The sequence below is a fragment of the Streptomyces sp. NPDC046866 genome (genome assembly GCF_040704625.1).
Taxonomy (GTDB): domain Bacteria; phylum Actinomycetota; class Actinomycetes; order Streptomycetales; family Streptomycetaceae; genus Streptomyces.
The window spans coordinates 57,616-80,993 of sequence record NZ_JBEYXN010000006.1; the positions used below are offsets into that span (position 1 = coordinate 57,616).

The 23,378-nt window shown below is 73.7% G+C and carries 25 protein-coding genes; 12 read left to right on the forward strand and 13 right to left on the reverse strand.

Annotated features, from left to right (window positions below; all coding sequences use genetic code 11):
- The first annotated feature begins 72 nt into the window (after nucleotides 1-72).
- On the forward strand, nucleotides 73-534 hold the full coding sequence (locus AB0953_RS11805) for a nitroreductase/quinone reductase family protein (protein ID WP_366859274.1): 462 nt from the start codon (nucleotides 73-75) through the stop codon (nucleotides 532-534).
- 171 nt (nucleotides 535-705) lie between these two features.
- Here the strand turns inward: AB0953_RS11805 and AB0953_RS11810 are convergent, their stop codons facing one another.
- Nucleotides 706-1,923: a geranylgeranyl reductase family protein gene (locus AB0953_RS11810; RefSeq protein WP_366859489.1), complete on the reverse strand. Its 1,218-nt coding sequence runs from the start codon at nucleotides 1,921-1,923 to the stop codon at nucleotides 706-708.
- 273 nt (nucleotides 1,924-2,196) lie between these two features.
- Here AB0953_RS11810 and AB0953_RS11815 point away from each other — a divergent pair, with 273 nt between their 5' ends.
- Both AB0953_RS11815 and AB0953_RS11820 read left to right on the forward strand, forming a co-directional pair.
- The gene (locus AB0953_RS11815) at nucleotides 2,197-3,561 is read left to right on the forward strand and encodes a dipeptidase (RefSeq protein WP_366859275.1); all 1,365 of its coding nucleotides are present in this window, start codon (nucleotides 2,197-2,199) and stop codon (nucleotides 3,559-3,561) included.
- A 154-nt stretch (nucleotides 3,562-3,715) separates the two neighbouring features.
- Complete coding sequence (locus AB0953_RS11820) at nucleotides 3,716-4,417, forward strand: MBL fold metallo-hydrolase (RefSeq protein WP_366859276.1); 702 nt, start codon at nucleotides 3,716-3,718, stop codon at nucleotides 4,415-4,417.
- Nucleotides 4,418-4,471: 54 nt separating this feature from the next.
- On the opposite strand, the gene AB0953_RS11825 is transcribed toward AB0953_RS11820, so the two are convergent.
- Nucleotides 4,472-5,509 carry an NUDIX domain-containing protein gene (locus AB0953_RS11825; RefSeq protein ID WP_366859277.1) on the reverse strand — a complete coding sequence of 346 codons (1,038 nt, stop codon included), beginning with the start codon at nucleotides 5,507-5,509 and terminating at the stop codon, nucleotides 4,472-4,474.
- Between the two features lie 202 nt (nucleotides 5,510-5,711).
- On the opposite strand from AB0953_RS11825, the gene AB0953_RS11830 reads away from it, so the two are divergent.
- The 3 genes from AB0953_RS11830 (at nucleotide 5,712) to AB0953_RS11840 (ending at nucleotide 7,453) form a co-directional block, all read left to right on the forward strand.
- Nucleotides 5,712-6,698, forward strand: coding sequence for a LacI family DNA-binding transcriptional regulator (locus tag AB0953_RS11830; RefSeq protein ID WP_366859490.1), 987 nt, complete (start codon nucleotides 5,712-5,714; stop codon nucleotides 6,696-6,698).
- Nucleotides 6,699-6,849: 151 nt separating this feature from the next.
- A complete protein-coding gene (locus AB0953_RS11835; protein ID WP_366859278.1) occupies nucleotides 6,850-7,032 on the forward strand; it encodes a hypothetical protein in 183 nt (60 codons plus the stop codon).
- A 91-nt stretch (nucleotides 7,033-7,123) separates the two neighbouring features.
- Nucleotides 7,124-7,453: a WD40 repeat domain-containing protein gene (locus AB0953_RS11840; protein ID WP_366859491.1), complete on the forward strand. Its 330-nt coding sequence runs from the start codon at nucleotides 7,124-7,126 to the stop codon at nucleotides 7,451-7,453.
- Between the two features lie 37 nt (nucleotides 7,454-7,490).
- Here the strand turns inward: AB0953_RS11840 and AB0953_RS11845 are convergent, their stop codons facing one another.
- The 5 genes from AB0953_RS11845 to AB0953_RS11865 all read right to left on the reverse strand — a co-directional run bounded on the left by AB0953_RS11845 (nucleotide 7,491) and on the right by AB0953_RS11865 (nucleotide 12,146).
- A complete protein-coding gene (locus AB0953_RS11845; RefSeq protein ID WP_366859279.1) occupies nucleotides 7,491-8,789 on the reverse strand; it encodes an aldolase in 1,299 nt (432 codons plus the stop codon).
- A gap of 164 nt (nucleotides 8,790-8,953) precedes the next feature.
- Nucleotides 8,954-9,928 (reverse strand): electron transfer flavoprotein subunit alpha/FixB family protein, encoded by a 975-nt coding sequence (locus tag AB0953_RS11850; RefSeq protein WP_366859280.1) that lies wholly within the window; start codon nucleotides 9,926-9,928, stop codon nucleotides 8,954-8,956.
- A 60-nt stretch (nucleotides 9,929-9,988) separates the two neighbouring features.
- Nucleotides 9,989-10,774, reverse strand: coding sequence for an electron transfer flavoprotein subunit beta/FixA family protein (locus AB0953_RS11855; protein WP_366859281.1), 786 nt, complete (start codon nucleotides 10,772-10,774; stop codon nucleotides 9,989-9,991).
- A 204-nt stretch (nucleotides 10,775-10,978) separates the two neighbouring features.
- Entirely contained in the window at nucleotides 10,979-11,518 is a 540-nt protein-coding gene (locus AB0953_RS11860) for a flavin reductase family protein (protein WP_366859282.1), read from the reverse strand.
- Between the two features lie 247 nt (nucleotides 11,519-11,765).
- Complete coding sequence (locus tag AB0953_RS11865; protein WP_366859492.1) at nucleotides 11,766-12,146, reverse strand: thioredoxin family protein; 381 nt, start codon at nucleotides 12,144-12,146, stop codon at nucleotides 11,766-11,768.
- Nucleotides 12,147-12,406: 260 nt separating this feature from the next.
- On the opposite strand from AB0953_RS11865, the gene AB0953_RS11870 reads away from it, so the two are divergent.
- Nucleotides 12,407-13,129, forward strand: a complete 723-nt coding sequence (locus AB0953_RS11870; RefSeq protein ID WP_366859283.1) for a lysophospholipid acyltransferase family protein — start codon at nucleotides 12,407-12,409, stop codon at nucleotides 13,127-13,129.
- Between the two features lie 245 nt (nucleotides 13,130-13,374).
- Here AB0953_RS11870 and AB0953_RS11875 read toward each other — a convergent pair whose 3' ends face one another.
- Nucleotides 13,375-13,959: a CGNR zinc finger domain-containing protein gene (locus tag AB0953_RS11875; RefSeq protein ID WP_366859284.1), complete on the reverse strand. Its 585-nt coding sequence runs from the start codon at nucleotides 13,957-13,959 to the stop codon at nucleotides 13,375-13,377.
- A gap of 83 nt (nucleotides 13,960-14,042) precedes the next feature.
- Between AB0953_RS11875 and AB0953_RS11880 the strand changes: the two genes are divergently transcribed.
- Nucleotides 14,043-15,305: an MFS transporter gene (locus tag AB0953_RS11880; RefSeq protein WP_366859285.1), complete on the forward strand. Its 1,263-nt coding sequence runs from the start codon at nucleotides 14,043-14,045 to the stop codon at nucleotides 15,303-15,305.
- Here AB0953_RS11880 and AB0953_RS11885 read toward each other — a convergent pair.
- From AB0953_RS11885 to AB0953_RS11900, 4 genes are all read right to left on the reverse strand, one after another.
- A complete protein-coding gene (locus AB0953_RS11885; RefSeq protein WP_366859286.1) occupies nucleotides 15,241-15,885 on the reverse strand; it encodes a transglutaminase family protein in 645 nt (214 codons plus the stop codon). The genes AB0953_RS11880 and AB0953_RS11885 overlap by 65 nt on opposite strands.
- Before the next feature lie 96 nt (nucleotides 15,886-15,981).
- Nucleotides 15,982-17,043, reverse strand: coding sequence for a low specificity L-threonine aldolase (locus AB0953_RS11890; RefSeq protein ID WP_366859287.1), 1,062 nt, complete (start codon nucleotides 17,041-17,043; stop codon nucleotides 15,982-15,984).
- Nucleotides 17,040-17,801, reverse strand: coding sequence for an SDR family NAD(P)-dependent oxidoreductase (locus AB0953_RS11895; protein WP_366859288.1), 762 nt, complete (start codon nucleotides 17,799-17,801; stop codon nucleotides 17,040-17,042). The genes AB0953_RS11890 and AB0953_RS11895 overlap by 4 nt, the downstream gene beginning before the upstream one ends.
- 26 nt (nucleotides 17,802-17,827) lie before the next feature.
- Nucleotides 17,828-19,234 carry a DUF6421 family protein gene (locus AB0953_RS11900; protein ID WP_366859289.1) on the reverse strand — a complete coding sequence of 469 codons (1,407 nt, stop codon included), beginning with the start codon at nucleotides 19,232-19,234 and terminating at the stop codon, nucleotides 17,828-17,830.
- A 391-nt stretch (nucleotides 19,235-19,625) separates the two neighbouring features.
- Between AB0953_RS11900 and AB0953_RS11905 the strand changes: the two genes are divergently transcribed.
- The gene (locus AB0953_RS11905) at nucleotides 19,626-20,318 is read left to right on the forward strand and encodes a glycerophosphodiester phosphodiesterase family protein (protein WP_366859290.1); all 693 of its coding nucleotides are present in this window, start codon (nucleotides 19,626-19,628) and stop codon (nucleotides 20,316-20,318) included.
- A gap of 25 nt (nucleotides 20,319-20,343) precedes the next feature.
- Here the strand turns inward: AB0953_RS11905 and AB0953_RS11910 are convergent, their stop codons facing one another.
- A complete protein-coding gene (locus AB0953_RS11910; protein ID WP_366859291.1) occupies nucleotides 20,344-20,883 on the reverse strand; it encodes a GNAT family N-acetyltransferase in 540 nt (179 codons plus the stop codon).
- Nucleotides 20,884-21,034: 151 nt separating this feature from the next.
- Here AB0953_RS11910 and AB0953_RS11915 point away from each other — a divergent pair, with 151 nt between their 5' ends.
- The 3 genes from AB0953_RS11915 (at nucleotide 21,035) to AB0953_RS11925 (ending at nucleotide 23,351) form a co-directional block, all read left to right on the forward strand.
- Nucleotides 21,035-21,598: a DUF5134 domain-containing protein gene (locus tag AB0953_RS11915; RefSeq protein ID WP_366859292.1), complete on the forward strand. Its 564-nt coding sequence runs from the start codon at nucleotides 21,035-21,037 to the stop codon at nucleotides 21,596-21,598.
- A 79-nt stretch (nucleotides 21,599-21,677) separates the two neighbouring features.
- Nucleotides 21,678-22,619 (forward strand): M56 family metallopeptidase, encoded by a 942-nt coding sequence (locus tag AB0953_RS11920; RefSeq protein WP_366859293.1) that lies wholly within the window; start codon nucleotides 21,678-21,680, stop codon nucleotides 22,617-22,619.
- A gap of 84 nt (nucleotides 22,620-22,703) precedes the next feature.
- The gene (locus AB0953_RS11925; RefSeq protein ID WP_366859294.1) at nucleotides 22,704-23,351 is read left to right on the forward strand and encodes a phosphatase PAP2 family protein; all 648 of its coding nucleotides are present in this window, start codon (nucleotides 22,704-22,706) and stop codon (nucleotides 23,349-23,351) included.
- The last annotated feature ends 27 nt before the right edge of the window (nucleotides 23,352-23,378 follow it).

The window sequence follows — 23,378 nt, forward strand, 5'->3', positions numbered from 1 at the left end:
TTTTGGGGCGGCGATCCATGCACACTGATCTCAAGCGAGAGCACCGCTCTCCCAATCGCCTCGGAGGCAGTCATGACCGCGCCCACCACCCCGTACTACGCCCAGGCCGGGTCGCTCGCCACCCGCTTCAACGCCCTCTTCGGCAAGCTAGCCCGCCTCGGGATCAGCCTCGCCGGCTCCGCCGAGCTGTCGGTGCGCGGCCGCACCTCCGGAAAGATGCAGCGGATCCCGGTCAACCCGCACACCTTCCGCGGCGAGCAGTACCTGGTCTCGGCGCGCGGCCACTCCCAGTGGGTCCGCAACATGCGGGTGGCGGGCGGCGGCGAGCTGCGCGTGGGCCGCAAGGTGCGCACCTTCACGGTCACCGAGCTCACCGACCCGGCCGAGAAGGCCCCGGTCCTGCGCGCCTACCTCGAGCGGTGGGGCTGGCAGGTCAACCAGTTCTTCCAGGGCGTCACCGCCACCTCCTCCGACGCCGAGCTCCGGGCGGCCGCCGACGACCACCCGGTCTTCCGCATCACGGTCTCCCGCTGAACGCCGCCCCGGCACAGCAGAAGTGGCGGCCCCGCCCGGACCTCCGGGCAAGACCGCCACTCCCCCGACCTGCTCGCTGCCGGCCACTCCCCTGACGTGCTCGATGCCGGCCCGGCTCGGCCGCCCGCGGCCTGCGGCCGCAGACCGGGCGCCGGCTCGGGGCTCCGGGCCTCAGCCCTCGCTCCGGCCGCCCCCCGCCGCCTTTCCGCCCGTCCGCGACTGCCGTTCGTCCACCAGGTGCAGCGCCTTGCGGGCCAGCGGGTACGTGCGCACCAGCTCGGCCAGGGTCGTCGCCCCCCGCGTGATCCGGGCGAAGGCCCGCCACGCCGGGCGGAAACCGGTGAGCGCCGCGTGCAGCAGGCCGGGCCGCGCCTCGAAGAGGGTCAGCATGCGCTTGCCGACGCTCATCTCGACGCCGAGGCCCGCCTTGATCGCGAAGGCGTAGTTGAGCGCCTGGCGCCGGGCGTCGACCGCGTCCTGCGCCTCGGACAGCTTCACGGCCCACTCGCCGGCCAGCCGGCCCGAGCGCAGCGCGAAGGAGATGCCCTCACGGGTCCACGGCTCCAGCAGTCCGGCCGCGTCGCCCGCCACCAGCACCCGGCCCCGCGACAGCGGTGAATCCGGCTTGCGGCAGCGCGTCAGGTGGCCGGAGGAGACGGCGGGCTCGAAGCCGGCCAGCCCCAGCCGGGCGATGAAGTCCTCGAGGTACTGCTTGGTCGCCGCGCCGTCGCCCTTGGCCGAGATGACCCCGACCGTGAGGGTGTCGCCCTTGGGGAAGACCCAGCCGTAACTGCCGGGCAGCGGGCCCCAGTCGATGAGCACGCGGCCCTTCCAGTCCTCGGCGACCGTCGCCGGGACCGGGATCTCCGCCTCGAGGCCCAGGTCGATCTGGTCCATCTCGACGCCGACGTGGGCGCCGATCCGGCTCGCGCTGCCGTCCGCGCCGACCACCGCCCGGGCCAGGACGGTCTCGCCGTCCGCCAGCACCACGGCGACCGTGCGCCGGTCGGGCACCGCCGCGCCGTGCTGCTCGACCCGGGCGACCGCCGTGCCCGTCCGCACGGTCGCGCCCGCCTTCTCCGCCTCCGCGACCAGGCCGGCGTCGAACTCGGGCCGGTTGATGAGCCCGAACAGCATGTGCTTCGAGCGGCGGGTGCGGGTCAGCTTCCCGTTCAGCGTGAAGGTGACCGCATGGATCCGGTCCTTCAGCGGAAGCGTGAAACCGGGCGGCAGCGCGTCGCGCGACGGGCCGATGATGCCGCCGCCGCACGTCTTGTACCGGGGCAGCTCCGCCTTCTCCAGCAGCAGGACGCGCCGCCCGGCCGCCGCGGCCGCATGGGCCGCCGAGGCCCCGGCCGGGCCGGCCCCGACCACGACCACGTCCCACACCTCGCCGGTCCCGCCGGCCACCTCGTCCCCCGCCCCGGCGGCGGTCCGCCCTGCTGCGTCGGCTCCGTCGACGGTGCTTTCGTCGCTGCTCACGATGTGCTGCTGCTCCTGATCATGCGTTGCTCCGATGCCGGGGAAATCCTACGGCGCGCCTGCGGCCCGTTCTGCTGTGCGAGGATCGGACCGACCTGCGCCCATCCCCGGCATGCGCCCACCACGCGGATGCGGGAGGCGTACACAGACGACAACGTCGCACCCAAGAGGAGCGTGCCCATGTCCCAGAATCCGATCGCCGAGACCATCGCCTCGCTGATGCCCCGCGCCAAGCAGGAGCTGACCGAGCTGGTGGCCTTCCAGTCGGTGGCGGACTGGGCGCAGTTCCCCAAGAGCGAGAGCGAGGGCGCGGCGAACTGGGTGGCGGACGCGCTGCGCGCGGAGGGCTTCCGGGACGTGGCGCTCCTCGACACCCCGGACGGGACGCAGTCGGTGTACGGCTTCCTGCCCGGCCCCGAGGGCGCGCCGACCGTGCTGCTGTACGCGCACTACGACGTGCAGCCGCCGCTGGACGACGCCGCCTGGATCTCCCCCGCCTTCGAGCTGACCGAGCGCGACGGCCGCTGGTACGGGCGCGGCGCCGCGGACTGCAAGGGCGGGTTCATCATGCACCTGCTGGCGCTGCGCGCCCTGAAGGCCAACGGCGGGGTGCCGGTGAGCGTGAAGGTGATCGTCGAGGGTTCGGAGGAGCAGGGCACCGGCGGCCTGCAGCAGTACGCCGAGGCCCACCCGGAGCTGCTGGCCGCCGACACGATCGTCATCGGCGACGCGGGCAACTTCCGCCTGGGCCTGCCTACGGTGACGGCCACCCTGCGCGGCATGTGCCTGCTGAAGGTGAAGATCGACACGCTGGCCGGCAACCTGCACTCGGGCATGTTCGGCGGGGTCGCCCCGGACGCCCTTGCGGCGCTGATCCGGGTGCTGGACTCGCTGCGCGCGGCGGACGGCTCGACCGCGGTGGACGGCCTCGCGGCGGACGCGGTGTGGGAGGGCCTGCAGTACCCGGAGGAGGACTTCCGCTCCGACGCGAAGGTGCTGGACGGCGTGGAGCTCATCGGCGAGGGCACCATCGCGGACCGGCTGTGGGCGCGTCCGGCCGTCACGGTCCTCGGCATCGACTGCCCGCCGGTGGTCGGCGCGACCCCGTCGGTGCACGCGAGCGCGTCCGCGCTGATCAGCCTGCGGGTGCCGCCGGGCGTGGACACGGCCGAGGCGATCAAGCTGCTGGAGGCGCACCTGGTGGCGCACACGCCGTGGAAGGCGCACCTGGACGTGGAGGTCGTCGGCCAGGGCCAGCCGTTCCGGGCGGACACCGCGAGCCCGGCGTACGCGTCCATGGCCGCCGCCCTGGAGGTCGCCTACCCGGGACAGCAGATGCAGGTCAGCGGCATGGGCGGATCGATTCCGCTGTGCAACACGCTGACCTCGCTGTACCCGCAGGCCGAGATGCTGCTGATCGGCCTGAGCGAGCCGGAGGCGCAGATCCACGCGGTGAACGAGAGCGTCTCCCCGGAGGAGCTGGAGCGCCTGTCGGTGGCCGAGGCCCACTTCCTCCTCAACTACGCGGCGTCCAAGGGCGCCTGAGGCGCACGGGCCCGGCCGGCCCGTTGCCCGCACCGCGGCCGCGCCGCCCGTCGTCCGCCACTGCGGCGACGGGCGGCGCGCCTGCGCTACGGGCGAACTCCGCTGCCGGTGAAAGCAGTTACGGGAGCGGAGCCGGCCCTCGTACGGTCGGTGCATGGATCTTGTCGAGGTCATACCCCAACGGCTGTACATGCTCCGCTTCCCGATCGGCCAGGCCTACCTGTGGTGCGACGGTGAGGCCCTGACCCTGGTCGACTCCGGCCACGCCGGGGCCGCCCCGGCGATCGAGGAGGCCATCCGCTCGCTCGGGCTGGACCCGGCGCGGCTGGAACGGATCGTGCTGACGCACTGTCACGCCGACCACATCGGCGCCGCGGAGGACCTCGCCGGCCGGTGGGGTTCCCGGGTGGTGGCCCACCGGCTGGAGGCCCCGGTGGTCCGGGGCGAGCGACCGGTCCCCGATCCGGTCCTGCTGGACTGGGAGTTGCCCTACTACGAGCACGCGATGACGGTTCCCCAGGCGCCGCCGACCCGGGTCGACCAGGAGGTCGAGGACGGCGAGGTGCTGCCGTTCGGCGACGGCGCCGTGGTCGTGCACGCGCCCGGCCACACGCCGGGCAGCATCGGCATCCACCTCCCCCACCACGGGGTGCTGTTCGCGGGGGACTGCATCGCGGGGGTCGGCCAGGTGATGCTGGGCGTCTTCAACGTGGACCGGGAGCAGGCTCAGGCCTCCTTCCGCCGCCTGTCGGCGCTGGCTCCGGCCGTGGCCTGCTTCGGCCACGGGGAGCCGCTGACCGCGGATGCGGCGGCCGTGCTGCATGCGGCGTCGACCGCCGAGCCGGCGCTGCCCTGACCCGGGGCCCGGCCGGGGCCGTCCCGGCCCCGGCCCGTACGGCCGCGCCGGCGGCTACGGCGTGGGCGCGCCGCCCTCCAGGTACAGGGGGCACCCGCGTTCGCGCGCCCGCAACGCCCACCGCAGCCTCTCGTGGCGTACGGGCGGCAGCAGCTCGGCGGCCTCCGCCTCCGTGGCGAACCGCCAGGCCCGCAGCTCCGGGCCGGGCAGCCGGAGCCGGGCCACCGCCCCGGGGGACAGCCGGCCCCCGTCGAACAGCAGCCGCAGGCCGCCGTACGCGGGGCGCACCGGCCGCTCCCAGTCCACCACGAGCAGCCCGGGTACGCGGCCGAGGTCGATGCCGAGTTCCTCGGCCACCTCCCGCACCCCGGCGCGCGCGGGCGCCTCGCCCGCTTCGACGACGCCGCCCGGGAACTCCCAGCCCGCCTTGTACGTCGGGTCCACCAGGAGCACCCGGTCCTGGTCGTCGAAGAGCAGCACCCCGGCCGCCACCGTCTCGCGGGTCGGCTCGGGGGTCTGCACGATGTCGCAGATCCCGGCGGCCTCCGTGCGCACGGCTTCGGCGATCAGCTCCGCCGTCTGCCGCACGCTCAGGGTGCCGTTGTCGATGACGTGGGCGTCGGCCGTCAGCCAGCCGAGGGCCTGCCGGTAGGCGGGGATGTGGTCGTACGCCCACTGCCGGACGTGGAGGTCGACCTCCTCGGCGCTGCCCGGTTCCCGGCGGGTCGCGATGCGGTGGCGCAGGATCGTTTCCGCGGGGGCGAGCAGCACGTGGCGCACCGGGATCCGGCGCGCCGCCAGCCCGCCGAAGATCTCGTCCCGGTACTCCTGGCGCAGCAGCGTCATCGGCACCACCAGCACCCCGCCCAGCTCCGCGAGCATCGCCGCGGCCGTGTCCACGACCAGGCGGCGCCAGCTCGGCAGGTCCTGGTAGTCGCTCACCTCCGCGAGGCGCTTGCGCGGCAGGAGCCGGCGCAGTGCGTCGCCGACGAGCTCCGGGTCGTACAGGGTGCTGTCCGGGAGGATCCTGGTCAGTTCCCGGGCCGTGCTGGTCTTCCCGGCGCTGAATGTGCCGTTGATCCAGACAATCACGTCTACCCCTCTCCCCACGGCTCGTCAAAAGCCCCCAGTGGCTTGCCCGCATCACCCTGCCACGGAAACCCGCGGACGGCCCGGGTGCTTATCCTCGAGGTCGCAGCCGTGCCCGCCCGCCCGTCGTGTCCCCGGAGGTTTCGCTCCCGTGCCGCAGATCCGCCGCCCGTCGTCCGACCCCCGCTACGGCTCCCGGCCGACGATGAAGGACGTGGCGGCCCGCGCGGGGGTCGGCCTGAAGACGGTGTCGCGGGTGGTCAACGGCGAGCCGGGGGTCACGCCCGACACCGTCCGGCGGGTCCAGGAGGCCATCGAGGCGCTCGGCTTCCGCCGCAACGACAGCGCGCGGGTGCTCCGCAAGGGCCGGACCGCCACGGTCGGGCTGATCCTGGAGGACCTCGCCGACCCCTTCTACGGGCCGCTGAACCGGGCCGTGGAGGAGGTGGCCCGCGCGCACGGGGCGCTGCTGATCAACGGCTCCAGCGCGGAGGACCCCGACCGTGAACGGGAGTTGGCGCTGGCGCTGTGCGCGCGGCGGGTGGACGGACTGGTCGTGATCCCGGCGGGCGACGACCACCGCTACCTGGAGCCGGAGATGAAGGCCGGGGTGGCCACGGTGTTCGTGGACCGCCCGGCGGGCCGGATCGAGGCGGACGTGGTGCTGTCGGACAACCGCGGCGGTGCCCGTGAGGGCGTCGCGCACCTGATCGCGGGGGGCCACCGGCGGATCGGGTTCATCGGCGACCGGCCCCGCATCCACACGGCGACGGAGCGACTCGGCGGCTACCGGGCGGCCATGGCGGAGGCGGGCCTGCCGGTGGCGGAGTCCTGGGTGTCGCTGGGGCCGACGACCCCCGAGCGGGTCACCGCCGCGGCCCGCGCCATGCTCGCGGGACCGGAGCCGGTCACCGCGCTGTTCGCCGGCAACAACCGGGTGACGGTGACCGCGGTACGAGTCGTGGCCGGCCACCCGGGGCCGGTGGCGCTGGTCGGCTTCGACGACTTCGAGCTGGCCGACCTGCTGCGGCCCGGCGTCACCGTGGTCGCCCAGGACCCGGCGGCCCTGGGCAGGGTGGCCACGGACCGCCTGTTCCAGCGCCTCGGCGGCTCCGCCCTCCCGCCGGCCCGCATCGAACTGCCGACGCGCCTGATCCCCCGCGGCTCGGGCGAACTCCTCCCGCCGGCCTGACCGCTCACCGGATGAGCCCCCGCAGCACGGGCAGGCCCCGCCCCCGGCGGTGAGCCCGGCGAGCACGGCCAGAGCGGGGTGCACCCCGCCCGCTCGGTGCCGTTCCGTCAAGTCCGGCACCGTTCGGCCGATCTCTGCACAGACTGGCCGGGTGGACGTACCGCACGCCGCCGGGTTCGACGAGGAACTGGGCCGCTTCGCCGCCGACTTGCGCCGGCTCCGGATCGAGGGCGGCAACCCCTCGTACCGGGAGCCGGAGGCACGGGCGGCGAAGTCCCGGATCGCGGGTGGCTGCCCGTCGCCCCCCAGAGCGACGTCTGCCCCGACTCCTTGACGTGGGCGGCCGCCTTCTCGCGGCGACGGCCGACTGCTGGCCACCGGCCTGCGACGACGGGACCGTGCGGCTGTGGGACCCGTACCCGGGCGTGGCTTTCGGTCCTGCTCTGACCGGGCGCGACGGGCCGCTCCTCGACGTCGCGTTCTCGCCCGACGGCCGTTCGCTCGCCGCCTGCGGCGAGAGCGACACCGTGGTGCTCTACCGGCAGGGTCCGAACGTCGGTGCGCGGCGCCCGCGGTCGCTGGCGGAACGCTCGCCGGCCGCCGCACTGGGCGAGGGGCACTGTTGCCCTGCCGGCCCTGTCCTGCGACCACGGCACCCCGCTGCGCAGGCCGGCCTTCTCGCCGGACGGCGGGCACCTGTGCGTGCGCACCGGTACGGGGCCGGCGTCGGCGGAAAACAGGCCCGGCCCCGGTGATCGCAGTCCGGGGCCGGGCGGTATCGGGGGCGTCGGGTCAGGCCGTGGCGGTCAGGGTGGCCGAGCGGCGCGGGATGGCGAAGGCGTCCAGTTCGGCGCGGGTCAGGCCGGTCAGGGCGGTGACCTCGTCGGTGCCGACGGCGCCGCAGTCGAGGCCGCGGACCAGGTAGCCGGCGAGCGCCTTGGCGGTGGCGGGCTCGTCCATCACGTCGCCCTCGATCTTCGCGACGTACGCCTTGAGGCGGGCCGCGGCGGCCTCGAGGCCCTCGCGGTAGAAGGTGAAGACGGCCGCGTAGCGGGTCGGGAGGTGGCCCGGGTGCATGTCCCAGCCCTGGTAGTAGGCCCGGGCCAGGGCGCGCCGGGTCAGGCCGTAGTGCAGCTTCCAGGCCTCGTGGACCTTCTCGGTGGTGCCGATCGGCAGCACGTTCGTCGAGCCGTCGGAGACGCGTACGCCGGTGCCGGCGGCCGCGACCTGCATGATCGCCTTGGCGTGGTCGGCGGCCGGGTGGTCGCTGGCCTGGTAGGCGGCGGAGACGCCGACGCAGGCGCTGTAGTCGAAGGTGCCGTAGTGCAGGCCGGTGGCTCGGCCCTTGGCGGCCTCGATCATGCGGGCCACGGTGGCGGTGCCGTCGGAGGCGAGGATCGACTGGCTGGTCTCGATCTGGATCTCGAAGCCGATGCGGCCCGGGCGCAGGCCGCGGGCGGCCTCGAAGGCCTCCAGCAGCTTGACGAAGGCACTGACCTGCTCGGCGTAGGTCACCTTCGGGAGGGTGAGGACGAGGCCCTCGGGCAGGCCGCCGTGCTCCAGCAGCCCCGACAGGAAGATGTCGGTGGTGCGGATGCCGCGGTCGCGGACGTTGGACTCCATGCACTTCATGCGGATGCCCATGTACGGGGCGTTGGTGCCGTTGGAGAAGGCCTCGGAGACGAGGCGGGCGGCTCGGGCGGCGGCCTGGTCCTCCTCCTCGTCGGAGCGGACGCCGAAGCCGTCCTCGAAGTCGATGCGGAGGTCCTCGATGGGCTCCCGGCGCAGCTTGGCGCGGACGCGGTCGTAGACGGGGACGGCCAGCTCGTCGCCGATGCCGAGCACCTTGGCGAAGGTGGCGGCGTCCGGGGCGTGCTCGTCGAGGGCGGCCAGGGCCTGGTCGCCCCAGGTGCGGATGGTGTCGGCGGTGAAGACGTCGCCGGGGACGTAGACGGTGTGGATGGGCTGGCGGGTGCCGGGGTCGCCCGGGTAGTGGCGCGCGAGCTCCGCGTCCACCGGGGCGAGGGAGGCGCTGATGCCCTCGCTGACCGCGCCTGCGAGGCTCGTCGCCACCTTCTCCTGCTGACCCATCGTGCACTCTCCTCTTTTCCGCTTCACGGAAGCCTGGCTCCGCATAGCAGAATTTAGTCACGGGGTTCCGCTCCGTCAATGGTCCCCCCGCCCTTCCCGGGATACGACTCGGGGCCGTGCGGCGAAAAACACCACACGGCCCCGTGACGGAGGACTTGCGCAGGTCAGCCCTTGCGCGCCTTGATCTCCTCGGTCAGCTGCGGGACGACCTCGAAGAGGTCGCCGACCACGCCGTAGTCGACCAGCTCGAAGATCGGGGCCTCGGCGTCCTTGTTGATGGCCACGATGGTCTTCGAGGTCTGCATGCCGGCCCGGTGCTGGATCGCGCCGGAGATGCCGGAGGCGATGTACAGCTGCGGGGAGACCGACTTGCCGGTCTGGCCGACCTGGTTGGTGTGCGGGTACCAGCCGGCGTCGACGGCGGCGCGCGAGGCGCCGACGGCCGCACCGAGGGAGTCGGCCAGGGCCTCGATGAGGCCGAAGTTCTCGGCGCCGTTGACGCCGCGGCCGCCGGAGACCACGATCGCGGCCTCGGTCAGCTCGGGGCGGCCGGTCGACTCGCGCGGGGTGCGCGAGGTGACCTTGGTGCCGGTGGCCAGGGCGCCGAAGGTGACGGCGAGCGTCTCGACGGCGCCGGCGGCCGGGGCGGCCTCGACCGGGGCCGAGTTCGGCTTGACGGTGATGACCGGGGTGCCCTTGGACACGCGGGACTTGGTGGTGAAGGACGCGGCGAACGCGGACTGCGTCGCGACCGGACCCTCGTCACCGGCCTCCAGGTCCACGGCGTCGGTGATGATGCCGGAGCCGATGCGGACGGCGAGGCGGGCGGCGATCTCCTTGCCCTCGGCGGAGGAGGGGACCAGCACGGCGGCCAGGGAGCCGGCGGCGGACACCGACTCGTACGCCGCCTGGAGCGCGTCCACCTTCGGTACGACGAGGTACTCGGCGAACTCGGGGGCGTCGGCGGTGAGGACCTTGACCGCACCGTGCTCGGCGAGCGCGGCGGCGGTGTTCTCGGCACCGGCGCCGAGGGCGACGGCGACGGGCTCGCCGATGCGGCGGGCCAGGGTCAGCAGCTCGAGGGTGGGCTTGCGGACGGCGCCGTCCACGTGGTCGACGTAGACGAGGACTTCAGCCATGGGAATGCTCCTGCGAATGCGAAGTAGTCAGGGGGTTCGAGAGGGTGCTGGCTGAAGCTCTTAGATGAACTTCTGACCGGCCAGGAACTCGGCCAGCTGCTTGCCGCCCTCGCCCTCGTCCTTGACGATCGTGCCGGCGGTACGGGCCGGACGCTGCGCCGCGGAGTCCACCGCGGTCCAGGCGCCCTCCAGGCCGACCTCTTCCGCCTCGATCTCGAGGTCGGACAGGTCCCAGGACTCCACCGGCTTCTTCTTGGCGGCCATGATGCCCTTGAAGGAGGGGTAGCGGGCCTCGCCGGACTGGTCGGTCACGGAGACGACCGCCGGGAGGGAGGCCTCGAGCTGCTCGCTCGCGGAGTCGCCGTCGCGGCGGCCGGTGACGGTGCCGTCCTCCACCTTGACCTCGGAGAGCAGGGTGACCTGCGGGACGCCCAGACGCTCGGCCAGGATCGCCGGGAGGACGCCCATGGTGCCGTCGGTCGAGGCCATACCGGTGATGACCAGGTCGTAGCCGGCCTTCTCGACGGCCTTGGCCAGCACCAGCGAGGTGCCCATGACGTCGGTGCCGTGCAGGTCGTCGTCCTCGACGTGGATGGCCTTGTCGGCACCCATGGACAGCGCCTTGCGCAGGGCGTCCTTGGCGTCCTCGGGGCCCACCGTCAGGACGGTGATCTCGGCGTCGTCGGCCTCTTCGGCGATCTGCAGCGCCTGCTCGACCGCGTACTCGTCGAGCTCCGACAGCAGACCGTCGACGTCGTCGCGGTCGACCGTCAGGTCATCGGCGAAGTGCCGGTCGCCGGTGGCGTCGGGCACGTACTTCACACAGACAACGATCCTCAGGCTCACGCCGGCTCTCCTACCGCATCGTCTTGTTACTGATACCGCCTTGTGCAGGCAGCATAGGCGCCTTTTTCGGGCTGATCCCGGTCGGGGCGGCCCGCGCTCCGAAGGGAATGTTACTCGTCAGTACACCGCGGGTCCGCCCGGGAGGCAAGGCCGGTGAACTGTGATCTGTCCAACGCCGCCCGAACCCGCCCCAGCAGGGACGATTCAGTCGCGCAGCGCGTTGAAGCGTCCCTGGTGGTACAGCAGCGGACGCCCCTCGCCGGCGGGGTCACCGACGACCGCCTCCGCGATGATCACCCGGTGCGCGCCGGCCGGGACCCGTGCGACCACACGGCACACCAGCCAGGCCAGGACGCCGTCCAGCAGCGGAACCGCGTACGGGCCCGGCGCCCAGCCGGTGGCCGGCCCGAAGCGGTCTGCGCCGCTGCGGGCGAACAGGCCGGCCAGCTCCTGCTGGTGCTCGCCGAGTATGTGGACGCCGAGGTGGTCGCTGTCGCGTATCGCGGGCCAGCTGGAGGAGCCGGTCGAGATGGTGAACGACAGCAGCGGCGGGTCCGCGGAGACCGAGTTGAGCGAGGTCGCGGTGAACCCGACCGGCCGGCCTGCGGTCTCGGCGGTGATCACGGCGACGCCCGCGGCGTGCTGCCGGAACACGGAGCGGAGCAGCTCGGGCGAGCCGGGCAGGGCGGAACCGAAGGGCGCGGGGTGGGCGGGCTGGGCCGTGGTGGCCGTCGGGGCCGTCATGGAGGGGCTTCCTTCTGCCGCGGACGCGGCGGGCGAGGGCGCGGGGATCGGGTCGGGGGCCGGGGCCTTCAGCGGGTCCGACAGCGCGCACTCGCATGGCGGACGAGGTCCAGGTGGACCCGCCCGTACAGCAGGAGTTCGTACCGCATGCCGCCAGCCTGGCGATCTCTCGTGTACACAGTCAAGCCGCGACGGTCAGATGCGAGGCGCGTCACGCTGCGTGCGGGCGCGCGTACCGGCGCGCCCGTCATACGGCGGCGCCCAGCGCGGCGATCACGTCGGCCTTGCGCGGCATCCCGGCCGCCCGGCGCACGATCCGGCCGGAGGAGTCCAGGACGAGCACGGTCGGGGTCTTCTCGATGCCCAGGGTGCGGACGAGGTCGAGGTTGCGCTCGGCGTCGATCTCGATGTGGGCCACCCCGTCGACCATGTCGGCCACCTCGGCGAGGATGCGGCGGGTGGCCCGGCAGGGCTGGCAGAACGCGCTGGAGAACTGCACCAGACTGGCCCGCTCCCCCGGCTCCGCGCCCAGCTGCGCGGCGCCCAGCGGTGCGCGGCCGTTGCCGTTGCTGCTGTTGCCGATGCCGCCGTTGCCGTTGCCGTTGCCGTCCACGCCGTCTCCCGTCATCGCCACCGTCAACGCCACTGCCCCCGCCCGCCGTCACTGCGGGACTTCCCGTCCCGCATCATTGAAGTACGTTCGTACGCCGATCCGAGCGCCCGGGGCGCGCGCCGCATTCCCGGCGTGACGAGAATCTCGCCGGGCCGGGGCATCTGGGCTGGCCAGCAGCCCCCGGATGCGGCACGATCCCCAAGGGCCGCGTACCTACGCTGCCGTAACTTCCGGCCGGGAGAACCTCCCCAGGCAGAAAGCGGGGTCTCCGCACCATGGCTGAGCTCGTCTACCCCCCGGTGATCGGGGCCGCGCACACCCTCTTCCGGGCCCTGGACATCCGTATCGACATGAAGGGCACCGAGCACATCCCGCGCAAGGGCGGGGCGGTACTGGTGTCGAACCACATCGGCTACCTCGACTTCATCTTCGCCGGGCTGACCGCGCGGCCGCAGAAGCGGCTGGTGCGCTTCATGGCCAAGGAGTCGGTGTTCCGGCACAAGGTGTCCGGCCCGCTGATGCGCGCGATGAAGCACATCCCCGTGGACCGCAAGCAGGGCGAGACGGCATACCAGCACGCCCTGGACTCGCTGCGCTCCGGCGAGATCATCGGCGTGTTCCCCGAGGCGACGATCTCCCAGTCGTTCACCCTCAAGAGCTTCAAGTCGGGCGCGGCGCGGATGGCGCAGGAGGCCGGCGTCCCGCTGGTCCCGGTGGCCCTGTGGGGCACGCAGCGGCTGTGGACCAAGGGCCGCCCCAAGGACCTCAAGCGCAGCCACATCCCGGTGACCCTGCGGGTCGGCGAGCCGATCGAGGCCCCGACGGACCAGTACGCGGGTGCCATCACGCGGCGGCTGCGCGAGCGCGTGCAGGAGCTGCTGGACGCGGCGCAGCGCGCCTACCCGGTCCAGCCGAAGGATGCCGCCGGGTCCTGGTGGCTGCCGGCGCACCTGGGCGGCTCCGCCCCGACGGCCGCCCAGGTCAAGGAAGCGGGCTGATCCCGGACCACCGGGACGAGTGAATCTGCGGCCCGCGCGGCCCGCCCCCGGCGGCCCGCGCGGGCCTCTTCGCATGCGGACATGGTGCCGGTCCCCGCTGCGCGGCACGTCCAGCCCGCGCGGCGTTTGAGCGCACCGGGCGCGAAGCGCACGGAACGGACCCCGGGGCGGAGCCCCGGTTCGGGAAGGGGCGGGGAGGGGACAGGCTCCGCGCAGCGGCAGCGGGCGTGCGGCCGCGGGGCGGCTCAGCGTGCTCGCGGGGCTTCGGCGGCTTCGGCGGCACCGGTCCGCTTGCGGCGGCGGTGTGCGGCGACCCGTTCGCGGGTGGCGCACGTGGGGGAGCAGTAGCGGCGGGGGCTGCCGGGCCCGCCGCCGAGGAAGAGCCGCCCGCAGCCGGCCGCGGCGCAGCCGCCCCAGGCGATGCGGCCGTGCTCGGTGAGCAGTTGGGCGAGGGCCAGGGCCCCGGAGGCCAGGAACCACTCGCCCCACCCGGCCCCGTCGCCCCGGTCGACGTGCAGGTGCCAGGGGTGGCCGTCGTGCCGGGTCAGGCGGGGACGGGTGGCGTACTGCGCGAAGAGGTCGTTGAGGGCCTGGGCGGCGCGGTCCTCGTCGGGTTCGGCCAGGACCTCCGCCATCCGGCGTGCGGCGCCGCGCAGCCGGTCCGCGTCCGCTTCCGTGAAGGCCTCGGGCGTGAGGTCGGCGGGGCGCTCCCCGTGCCGGAGCAGCAGCGCCGCGAGTTCGGCGCGCGGGAGGGCGGGGTCGGCGCGGACCGCCTCGGCGAGCTCGACCAGTCGCCGGGCGGCGGAGAACCCCCGGTCGGAGTCGGTCATCGCCGCATCCTTTCGCCGTATGCCTCCACGACGTAACGTCTTGTACGACCATCACGTTACACGGTCGGCAGGGGGGATCCGGGATGCCCGCATTCGGGCGGTACCTGGCAGCGGCGGTCGCGGCGCGGACGGCCTCGGAGGGGATGGGCCTGGCCGTGATGCTGCTGGCCCTGGAGCGGACCGGGAGCGCGGCGCACGGCGCGTACGTGCTGACGGCATGGCTGGCCCCGCACGTCCTGGCGGCCCCGCTCGCCGGGGCGGCCGCGGCGCGCGCCCGCCGGCCGCGGCTCTTCCACGTGGGGTCGCTGGCCGGGTTCACGGCCGCCGCGGCCGCCCTGGCCCTGCTCCTGGGCCGGGCCCCGACTGCCGCGGTGCTCGCCGTGGCGCTGCTCGGCGGGAGCTGCGGGCCGATGGTGACGGGCGGGATGTCCAGCCTGGTGGCCGGGCTGGTCCCGGCAGGGGCGGCGCGCGACCGTGCGTACGCGTGGGACGCGGCGACCTACAACGTCGCCTCCGTGGTGGCCCCGGCGGCGGTCGGCCTGGTCGCGGCGCTCGGCTCGGCCGCGCCGGCGATGGCGGGACTGGCGGGGGTCTGCGCGGTCGCCGCGGGCCTGGCCGCGACGCTCCCCTACGGCCTTCCGCCCGGTGCGGCGGGGCAGGTGCCGCCGCGGACGGGCCCGAGGGCGGGGCTCGGCGCCGGTCTGGGGGCGCTGTGGCGGATCCGGGAGCTGCGGGCGATCACCGCCGCCACGAGCCTGGCCTTCGCCGGGCTCGGCTCCCTCACCGCCACCTCGGTCCTGCTGGCGGCCCGGCTCGGCAGTCCGGGTGCGGGCGGTGTGCTGATGACGGCCTTCGCGGTGGGCGCGCTGGCCGGCTCGCTCACCCTCGGGCGGATCACGGGTCTGGACGCGGGCCGGATGGCGCGGTGGGCGATGGCGGGCACCGGGGCCGCGCTCGCCGCGGCCGCCTTCTCGCCGTCCGTCGGCGTGGCGGCGGCGCTGTTCGCCGCCGCGGGGGTGTGCGACGGGCCTCTGCTCACGGCGACGCTCCGGGTCCGTGCGCAGTTCGCCCCCGAGGCGGTGCGGACGCAGGTGTTCACGCTGGGGGCGGGGCTGAAGGTGACCGCGGCCTCCCTCGGTGCCGCCCTCGTGGGGCTCGCCGCCGGGGCGCCGCCGCAGGCGCTGCTGTCCGCGGTCGCCGTGCTGGTCCTGGCGTCGGCCCTGCTGCACGCCCGGCTGGCGCCGCCCTCCGGGGCGGCAGCCTCAGCTGGAGCCGCCCCGGCTACAGGTCGACCGGCAGGTTCTGCCACAGCCGGGACCGGTCGGGGGACTCCCGGAGCACCTTGAGCACGGCCGGGTGGGCGCTGGCGTACAGCTCGGGGTAGTCGATCTCGCCGAGCTCGGGCCGTACGGGGAAGGCGAGCCGCTCGGCGTCCAGGGAGAACCGGGCGTCCACGCCGGGCCTGTTGCCCCGCGGGTCCTGGCGGTACCACCGGCTGCTGCAGGGCATCCGGAGGGCGACCAGGCCGTGGATCGCCGGCTGGGAGCCCCCGGGGCAAGCCCCGGCTCCACTGGAGCAGCTGTCGCTGCACTGATGATCGCCGGTGAGGCGCTGGTAGCACATGCCTGCCGGTATGCCCTTGGCCCGGAGCAGGGCCACCAGTGCGTGCGCCTTGGCGTGGCAGATGCCGTTGCGGGTGCCGAGCACCTCGGAGGCGCGCCAGGCGACCCGGGGATCGCCGGAGTCCGCGGAGTGGGGGATGGCGTCGCGGACGAAGTCGAACACCGCCTCGGCGTATGAGTATGCGGTGCCGGTGGTGAACCAGAAGGTTTCGGCGATCTCTTGCACCACGGGGTGGCCGTGGTCGATCACCTCATCGGAGGCCAGATAGTCGTGGATGTCAGGGCTCTGCTGGATCAGCTCCATGACTCCGAGGATAGGCGCACCGATGACCGCAAATCAATGGATTTGCGGTCATCGGTATAAATATTCAGAAGATTCGAAGGGCCGGTCGCCTGTCGGCTAGCGGGACATCTCTTCCTTCAGCGCCTGAAGGAAGCCGTCGACGTCCTCCTCCGCGGTGTCGTAGCCGCACATCCACCGCACGTGGCCGGCGGCCTCGTCCCAGAAGTAGAAGCGGTAGCGCTGCTGGAGCCGCCGCGACACCTCGTGCGGCAGCTTCGCGAACACCGCGTTGGCCTGCACCGGGTAGAGGATCTCCACCCCGTCGGTCTCGCGGACGCCCGCCGCCAGGCGCTGCGCCATCTCGTTGGCGCGCCGGGCGTTGCGCAGCCACAGGTCCTTGGCCAGCAGCGCCTCGAGCTGCACGGACACGAACCGCATCTTCGACGCGAGCTGCATCGACATCTTGCGGACGTGCTTCATCTGCCGCACCGCGTCCGGGTTGACCACGACCACGGCCTCGCCGAACATCATGCCGTTCTTCGTGCCGCCGTAGGACAGCACGTCGACGCCCACCGCGTTGGTGAAGGTGCGCATCGGCACGTCGAGGGAGGCGGCGGCGTTGGCTATGCGGGCCCCGTCGAGGTGGACCTTCATGCCGAGCGCGTGCGCGTGCTCACAGATCGCCCGGATCTCGTCCGGGGTGTAGACCGTGCCCAGCTCGGTGTTCTGGGTGATCGACACGACCTGCGGCATCGCCCGGTGCTCGTCCTCGAAGCCCCAGGCCTCCTGGTCGATGAGCTCGGGGGTGAGCTTGCCGTCCGGAGTGGGGACGGCCAGCAGCTTCAGGCCGGCCATCCGCTCGGGCGCGCCGCCCTCGTCCACGTTGATGTGGGCGGTCTTGGCGCAGATCACCGCACCCCAGCGGTCGGTCATGGCCTGCAGGGCCGTGACGTTCGCGCCGGTGCCGTTGAAGACCGGGAAGGCCTCCGCGTACGGGCCGAAGTGGCTGCGGATGATCTTCTGCAGGTGCTCGGTGTACTCGTCCTCGCCGTAGGCGACCTGGTGGCCGCCGTTGGCCAGGGCAAGGGCCTCCAGGATCTCCGGATGGACCCCTGCATAGTTGTCGCTCGCGAAACCGCGTACCGCCGGATCGTGGTGGCGGCGGGCATCGGTCTTCACGGTTGCGGAGTGAGCCACAGACGCTGTCCGTTCACATCGATGGCGGGCCGCTCCCACACGCCGGCGATGGCCTCGGCCAGCTCCTTGACGTCGGTGAAGCCCGCGAACTTCGCATTGGGGCGCTCGGCGCGCATCGCGTCGTGCACCAGTGCCTTGATCACCAGGATCGCAGCCGCGGCGCCCGGGCCCTCCTCGCCCCCCGCCTTGCGGAAGGAGTCGGCCATGGCCAGCGTCCACGCCTCGGCGGCCGCCTTGCCGGCGTTGTACGCGGCGTTGTTGGCGACCGGCTTGTGCGCGCCGGACTGGCTGACCAGGACGTAGCGGCCCCGGTCGCTGCGCAGCAGTGCGTCGTGGAAGGCCATCGACGTGTGCTGGACGGTGCGGATCAGGAGCTTCTCCAGGAAGTCCCAGTCCGCGAGGTCGGTCTCGGTGAAGGAGGTGCTGCCGCGCCAGCCGCCGACGAGGTGGACGACTCCGTCGACGCGGCCGTACTCCTTCTCCGTGCGGTCGGCCCAGGCCTTGGTGGCCTCCAGGTCGAGCAGGTCCACCGTGTCGCCCGTGACGGTGGCACCGCCGTGGGCGTAGCGGGCCGCGTCCACCGCCTCGGCCAGGCGCGCCGGGTCGGCGTCGGACGCGACGACCACCGCGCCGGCCTCGGCGAGGCGGAGCAGCGCGGCCCGGCCGGCGGGACCGCCGGCACCGGCGACCGCCACGACGGCGCCCTTCAGCGGGCCGTTCGCGTTGTTCCCCGTGTTCATCTGTGCAGCCTCCTGTGGGCGAGTGCTCACGCGGCGGCCCGCTCGGCCGACTCGGCGTTCGGTGCGGTAATGCCCTTCGTGGAGGCGATCACGCCCTTGAGCTTCTTCGCGAGCGCCTCATAGAACATGCTCAGCGGAAACTCGTCCGGAAGCACGTCGTCCACGAGCTTGCGCGGCGGCTGCGTCAGGTCGAGGGCGTCGGGGCCCTTGGCCCACTTGGAACCGGGGTGCGGGGCGAGGTAGGTGGAGACGAGCTCGTACGCCTTGAACCAGTGCACGAGCTTCGGGCGGTCGATGCCGGCCCGGTACAGGTCCTCGATCTCGCCGCAGAGCTGGTTGGTGACCTGCGGGGCGCGCATCCAGTCGATCTTCAGCTTGTTGTCCGTCCAGCGCACGACGTCGTGCTTGTGGAGGTACGCGAAGAGCAGCTGGCCGCCGAGGCCGTCGTAGTTGCGGTTGCGGTCACCGGAGACGGGGAAGCGGAACATCCGGTCGAAGAGGACGGCGTACTGCACGTCGCGGCCGTGCTCGTTGCCCTCGGACTCGAGCTTCACGGCCTCCTTGAAGGCGGTGAGGTCGCAGCGCAGCTCCTCCAGGCCGTACATCCAGAACGGCTGGCGCTGCTTGATCATGAAGGGGTCGAACGGCAGGTCGCCGTGGCTGTGGGTGCGGTCGTGGACCATGTCCCACAGGACGAAGGCCTTCTCGCAGCGCTCCTGGTCCTCGACCATGCGGGCGATGTCCTCGGGCAGCTCGATGCCCAGGATGTCGACGGCGGCCGCGGTGACCTTGCGGTAGCGGGCGGCCTCGCGGTCGCAGAAGATGCCGCCCCAGGTGAAGCGCTCGGGGGCCTCGCGGACGGCGATGGTCTCCGGGAAGAGCACGGCGGAGTGGGTGTCGTAGCCCGGGGTGAAGTCCTCGAAGGTGATGCCGAGGAACAGCGGGTTGTCGTACCGGGTGCGCTCCAGCTCGGAGAGCCACTCGGGCCAGACCATCTTCAGGACGACGGCCTCGAAGTTGCGGTCCGGGTTGCCGTTCTGCGTGTACATGGGGAAGACGACCAGGTGCTGGAGCCCGTCGGCGCGCTCGGAGGCGGGCTGGAAGGCCAGCAGGGAGTCCAGGAAGTCCGGCACGCCGAAGCCCTCGGCGACCCACTTGCGCAGGTCGGCGACGAGCGCCTTGTGGTACACGGCGGCGTGCGGCAGCAGCGGGGACAGGGTCTCGACGGCGCTGATCACGCGCTCGACGACGGCCTCGACATCGGCCGGGGCGGGGGCGTCCGCAGCCTCGAAGTCGATCGAACCGTCCTTGGCCTGCCAGGGGCGGATCTCCTCCACGGCGGCCTTGAGCTCGGGCCACGCAGGGTGGTCGACCACCCGCGCTCCGGCGGCTATCACCGCGCCGCCAGTTGCCGGCACAAGAGTTTCCGTCATGTCACTTCCTCCACAGGAGAACCTCACGTCAGCACAGCGTATGCACGGGACGCTCTCCCGCTCAAGAGGTCGCTCAGGAAATTATTCGGTGACACCCCTATCGTTACCGCAATTCTTCCCGCCGCTCCCCGGTCCGGGCGACGGCTTCGTCCTTCCGTCAAGGTCGCGGAGGCGCGCCCACGCGCGGGTGACGCGGCACGGGGCCCGGCGGGCCCGCGCGGCGGCGCCGGAGGCGTACGGCCCTGGCGGGAACCGGTCGTCCGCGGAATCCGGGGCTCTGCACGGGCGGTCCCAACCCGGGCGGGGGCCACTAGCATGCGCCTCACCGCGCGCGGGCGGACCTGGGACGCCGACCGCGCCGGGAGCCGCCGTCGACGGAAGCGAGAGAACCTTGACTTTCCTCACCATCGGTCACCGCGGGGTCATGGGTGTCGAGCCGGAGAACACCCTGCGGTCGTTCGTCCGCGCGGAGCGTGCCGGCATGGACGCCATCGCGCTGGGTGTGCAGCTGAGCAAGGACGGCGTGCTCGTCGTCCTGCACGACGCCGAGGTGGACCGGACCACCGACGGCACGGGCGCCGTCGCCGATCTGACCCTGGCCGAGCTGCGCGAGCTCGATGCCGGCCGCGGAGAACGGGTGCCGGTCTTCGAGGAGGTCCTGGACGCGGTCCGGCTCCCCCTCCAGGTGTCCGCACCGGACCGGGCCGCCGCGGCGGCGCTCGCGGAGCTGGTGGTGCGCCGGGACGCGGCCGGGCGGGTGGAGGTGGCCTCGTTCTCGGACGCGGTGCTGGCCGAGACGGCCCGGCTGGTGCCGGGCGCCCGGACCGTCCTGCACTCGGACCTCGCGGGGGACGAGGCCGAGGACGTCGTGGACCGGGCCCTGGCCGCGGGCGCGCACAGCCTGGCCCTGAACCTGCGGCGGCTCACCCTGGAGACGGTGGAGGCGGCGCACCGGGCCGGTCTGCGGGTGACCGGCTGGACGGTGAACTCGCTGGAGCACCTGCGGCTCGCGCGGGCGCTCGAACTGGACGGCGCGGCCACGGACTTCCCCGAGATCCGCAGCACGGGCCGGTTCACGGCCTGACGGGCCGCGCCGCCTGCCGTAGCGGCTAGAGCGGCTTGACCAGCAGCTCGAAGGCCAGGTCGTCGCGGAGCGGCACGCCGAAGCGCTGGTCCCCGTACGGGAAGGGGCTGAACTCGCCGGTGCGCCGGTAGCCGCGGCGCAGGTAGTAGGCGATGAGCTCCTCCCGTACGTTCACCACCGTCATCCGCATCTCGGTGGCTCCCCACGTCTCGCGGGCGCGGCGCTCCGCCTCGGCGAGGATCTCCTTGCCGAGGCCGCCGCCCTGGAGTCCGGGGCGGACCGCGAACATCCCGAAGTAGGCGTGGTCGCCGCGGTGTTCGAGCTGGCAGCAGGCGACGAGCTCACCGGAGCGCTCCACGACCAGCAGGACGCTGTCGGGGGTGTTGATGACGGCGCGCACGCCGTCCGGGTCGGTGCGCTGTCCCTCCAGGTAGTCCGCCTCGGTCGTCCACCCGGCCCGGCTGGCGTCCCCCCGGTACGCCGACTCGACGAGCGCCACGAGCTCCGGGACGTCCGCCTCCACGGCGTTGCGGAACTCCAGTGCGCTGGGCTGGGCTGTCGACATGGGGTGGCTCCGTTCTGCTCTGCGCCGTGCTGCGCTGCTGCGTGGCATATGACATGCCCGGTGCTGCACCGACAGCCTAACCCCGTGCGGCGTGCGGGCCCGTGGGCGCGGGCATCTCTTCGGTGACGCCGACGAACCGGGGGGTTCCGCCGTGCACGGTCCCGCGCTGTCCTCTTCCGCCTCCCTCCCCGCCTGGCTGCTGGTCCTGTTGTGCGCGGCGAGCGGCGCGTACTGCCTGGGCCGGGTGCGCAGGGCCGGCCGGGCGGCGGACGGTGCGGCGGCGGGCGAGGGGCTGATGGGGCTGGGGATGGCGGCGATGGCGGCGCCCCCGGGGATCGGGCCGTGGGGGCCGCAGATCCTGCTGGCCGTCTTCTGCGGGACGGCGGTGCACGCCGTGTGGCTGCTGCGCGGCGGGCTGCACCACGGCCACCACCTGGTGGGCTCGCTGGCCATGGCCTACATGGCCCTCGCCGGGCTCGGGGCGGGGGCGGGTACCGGTGCCGGCGGCCACGGGCACGGCGGCGGGCCGCCGCTCGTGACCGGCGCCCTGCTCCTCTACTACGCCGGCTACGTCCTGCTCGGCGGGGCCCGCCTGCTGCCGGCCGCGCTCCCGGGCACGGCTGCGGTGCCGGCCCCGGGAGCCCCGGCCGAGCTCGCCCGGGCATGCCGACTGGCCATGGGAATGGGCATGTTGGCGATGCTGCTCACCGTGTGAGGGCGCGGAAACGTGTCCTGCGTCACCAATCCGCCCGGGACCGTACCCGCAGGTAGTCCGCCGCCCTAGGCTGGCGGCCATGATGGTGGCCGCCGCTCTCCTCCTGCTCGGCGCCGTGACCGCGGTGCTCGCTCCCCGCCTGCTGGCCAGGGCCCGGTGGCCCGAGCGGGAACCCGTCGTCGCCCTGTGGGTGTGGCAGTGCGTGGTGGGCGCGGTGCTCGTGTCCTTCGCGCTGTCGATGCTGCTGAGCGCGGCCGCCGCCTGGCTGGCGGTGCGGGGGCGGCTCTTCGCCGCCGCACCGCACGGGGTGGTCGACGCCTACGCCCTGGGCCCCACGGGCGGCCCGTGGGCCGCGGGAACCGCGCTGGTGCTGGCCGGCGGCGGTCTGTGGACCGGCTTCCGGCTGACCCGCGAGGTGGTGCGCGCCCGGGCCGGGCGGCGGGCCCGGGGTGCCGAACTGCGGGTGCGGGCGCCCCTGCTGCCCGGGGAGGACCCGGCCGGCGGCGCCCGGCTCGTCGTCCTGGAGGGGTCCCGGCCCGACGCCTGGTGGCTGCCCGGCTCCGCGCCGCAGCTGGTGGTGACCACGGCCGCGCTCGGGCGGCTGAAGGGCAGTCAGCTGGATGCCGTGCTGGCGCACGAACAGGGGCATGCGGCCGCGCGCCACGACTGGCTGCTGCACTGCTCGCGGGCGCTGGCCGGGGGGTTCCCGCAGGTGCCGGTGTTCGCCGCGTTCGACGCGGAAATGCACCGGCTCGTCGAACTGGCCGCCGACGACGTGGCCTCGCGCCGCTTCGGGCGACTCACCGTCGCGCTCGCGCTCGTCGGCCTGAACGAGGACCGCGGGGTCTTCGGGCCCTCCCCCGCCCCGGAGCCCCATGTCCCCGAGCGGGTGCGCCGGTTGCTGTCGGCGCCGGCGCGGCTGCCGGCGGGCCGCAGGCTCCGGCTGACCGCCCTGGCCACCCTGCTCCCCGTGGTCCCGCTGGCGGTGGCGCTCGTGCCGGGCCTGACCGCTCTCGCCTGAGTGCGCGCTCCGGGCGGCGGCACGACGCGTCCGCGCCCGGGGGCATGGCCCGCGCACGGGCCCGGCGGTGCAAGGATCTCCGGCATGCACAGCAGGCACCTCCTCCGGGCCGGGATCGGCTGCGCGCTGCTCGCGGCCGTCGTGACCTCCCTCGTGATCGTCCGCTGGGCGCCGCTCCTCTCGTACGACGGCACGGTCGCGCGGAGCCTGCACGCGGACGCCGTCGGCCATCCGGCGGTGACCTCGGCGATGCGGGTGCTCACCGACTGGGTGTGGGACCCCTGGACGATGCGCGCCCTGGCCGCCGTCGCCTGCGGGTGGCTGTGGTGGCGCGGCGACCGGCGGCGCGCCCTGCTGATCGCGGGGGCCGCGGTGGCCGCCCTGCTGCTGTCTCAGGGGATGAAGGCACTGGTGGGCCGGCACCGCCCGATCTGGCCGGATCCGGTCGTATCGGCCGACTACGCGGCCTACCCGTCGGGGCATGCCCTGACGGCGGCGGTGGTCTGCCCGCTGCTGCTGTGGCTGGTGCCCCGGTCGGCCCCGAAGCCGTGGCGCCTGGCGGCGTGGATCCTGGCCCTGGCCTCGGTGTTCGGGGTGGGCTTCACCCGGATCTTCCTCGGCGTGCACTGGCTGTCGGACGTGCTGGGCGGCTGGCTGCTGGGAGTGGCGCTGGCCGTGGCGGTGATCGCCCTGCCCGACCCGCGGAATCGACCGAAAGCCGCCGCTGGGTGAGGGTGTGCACGTCCTGCCCTGCGCGAT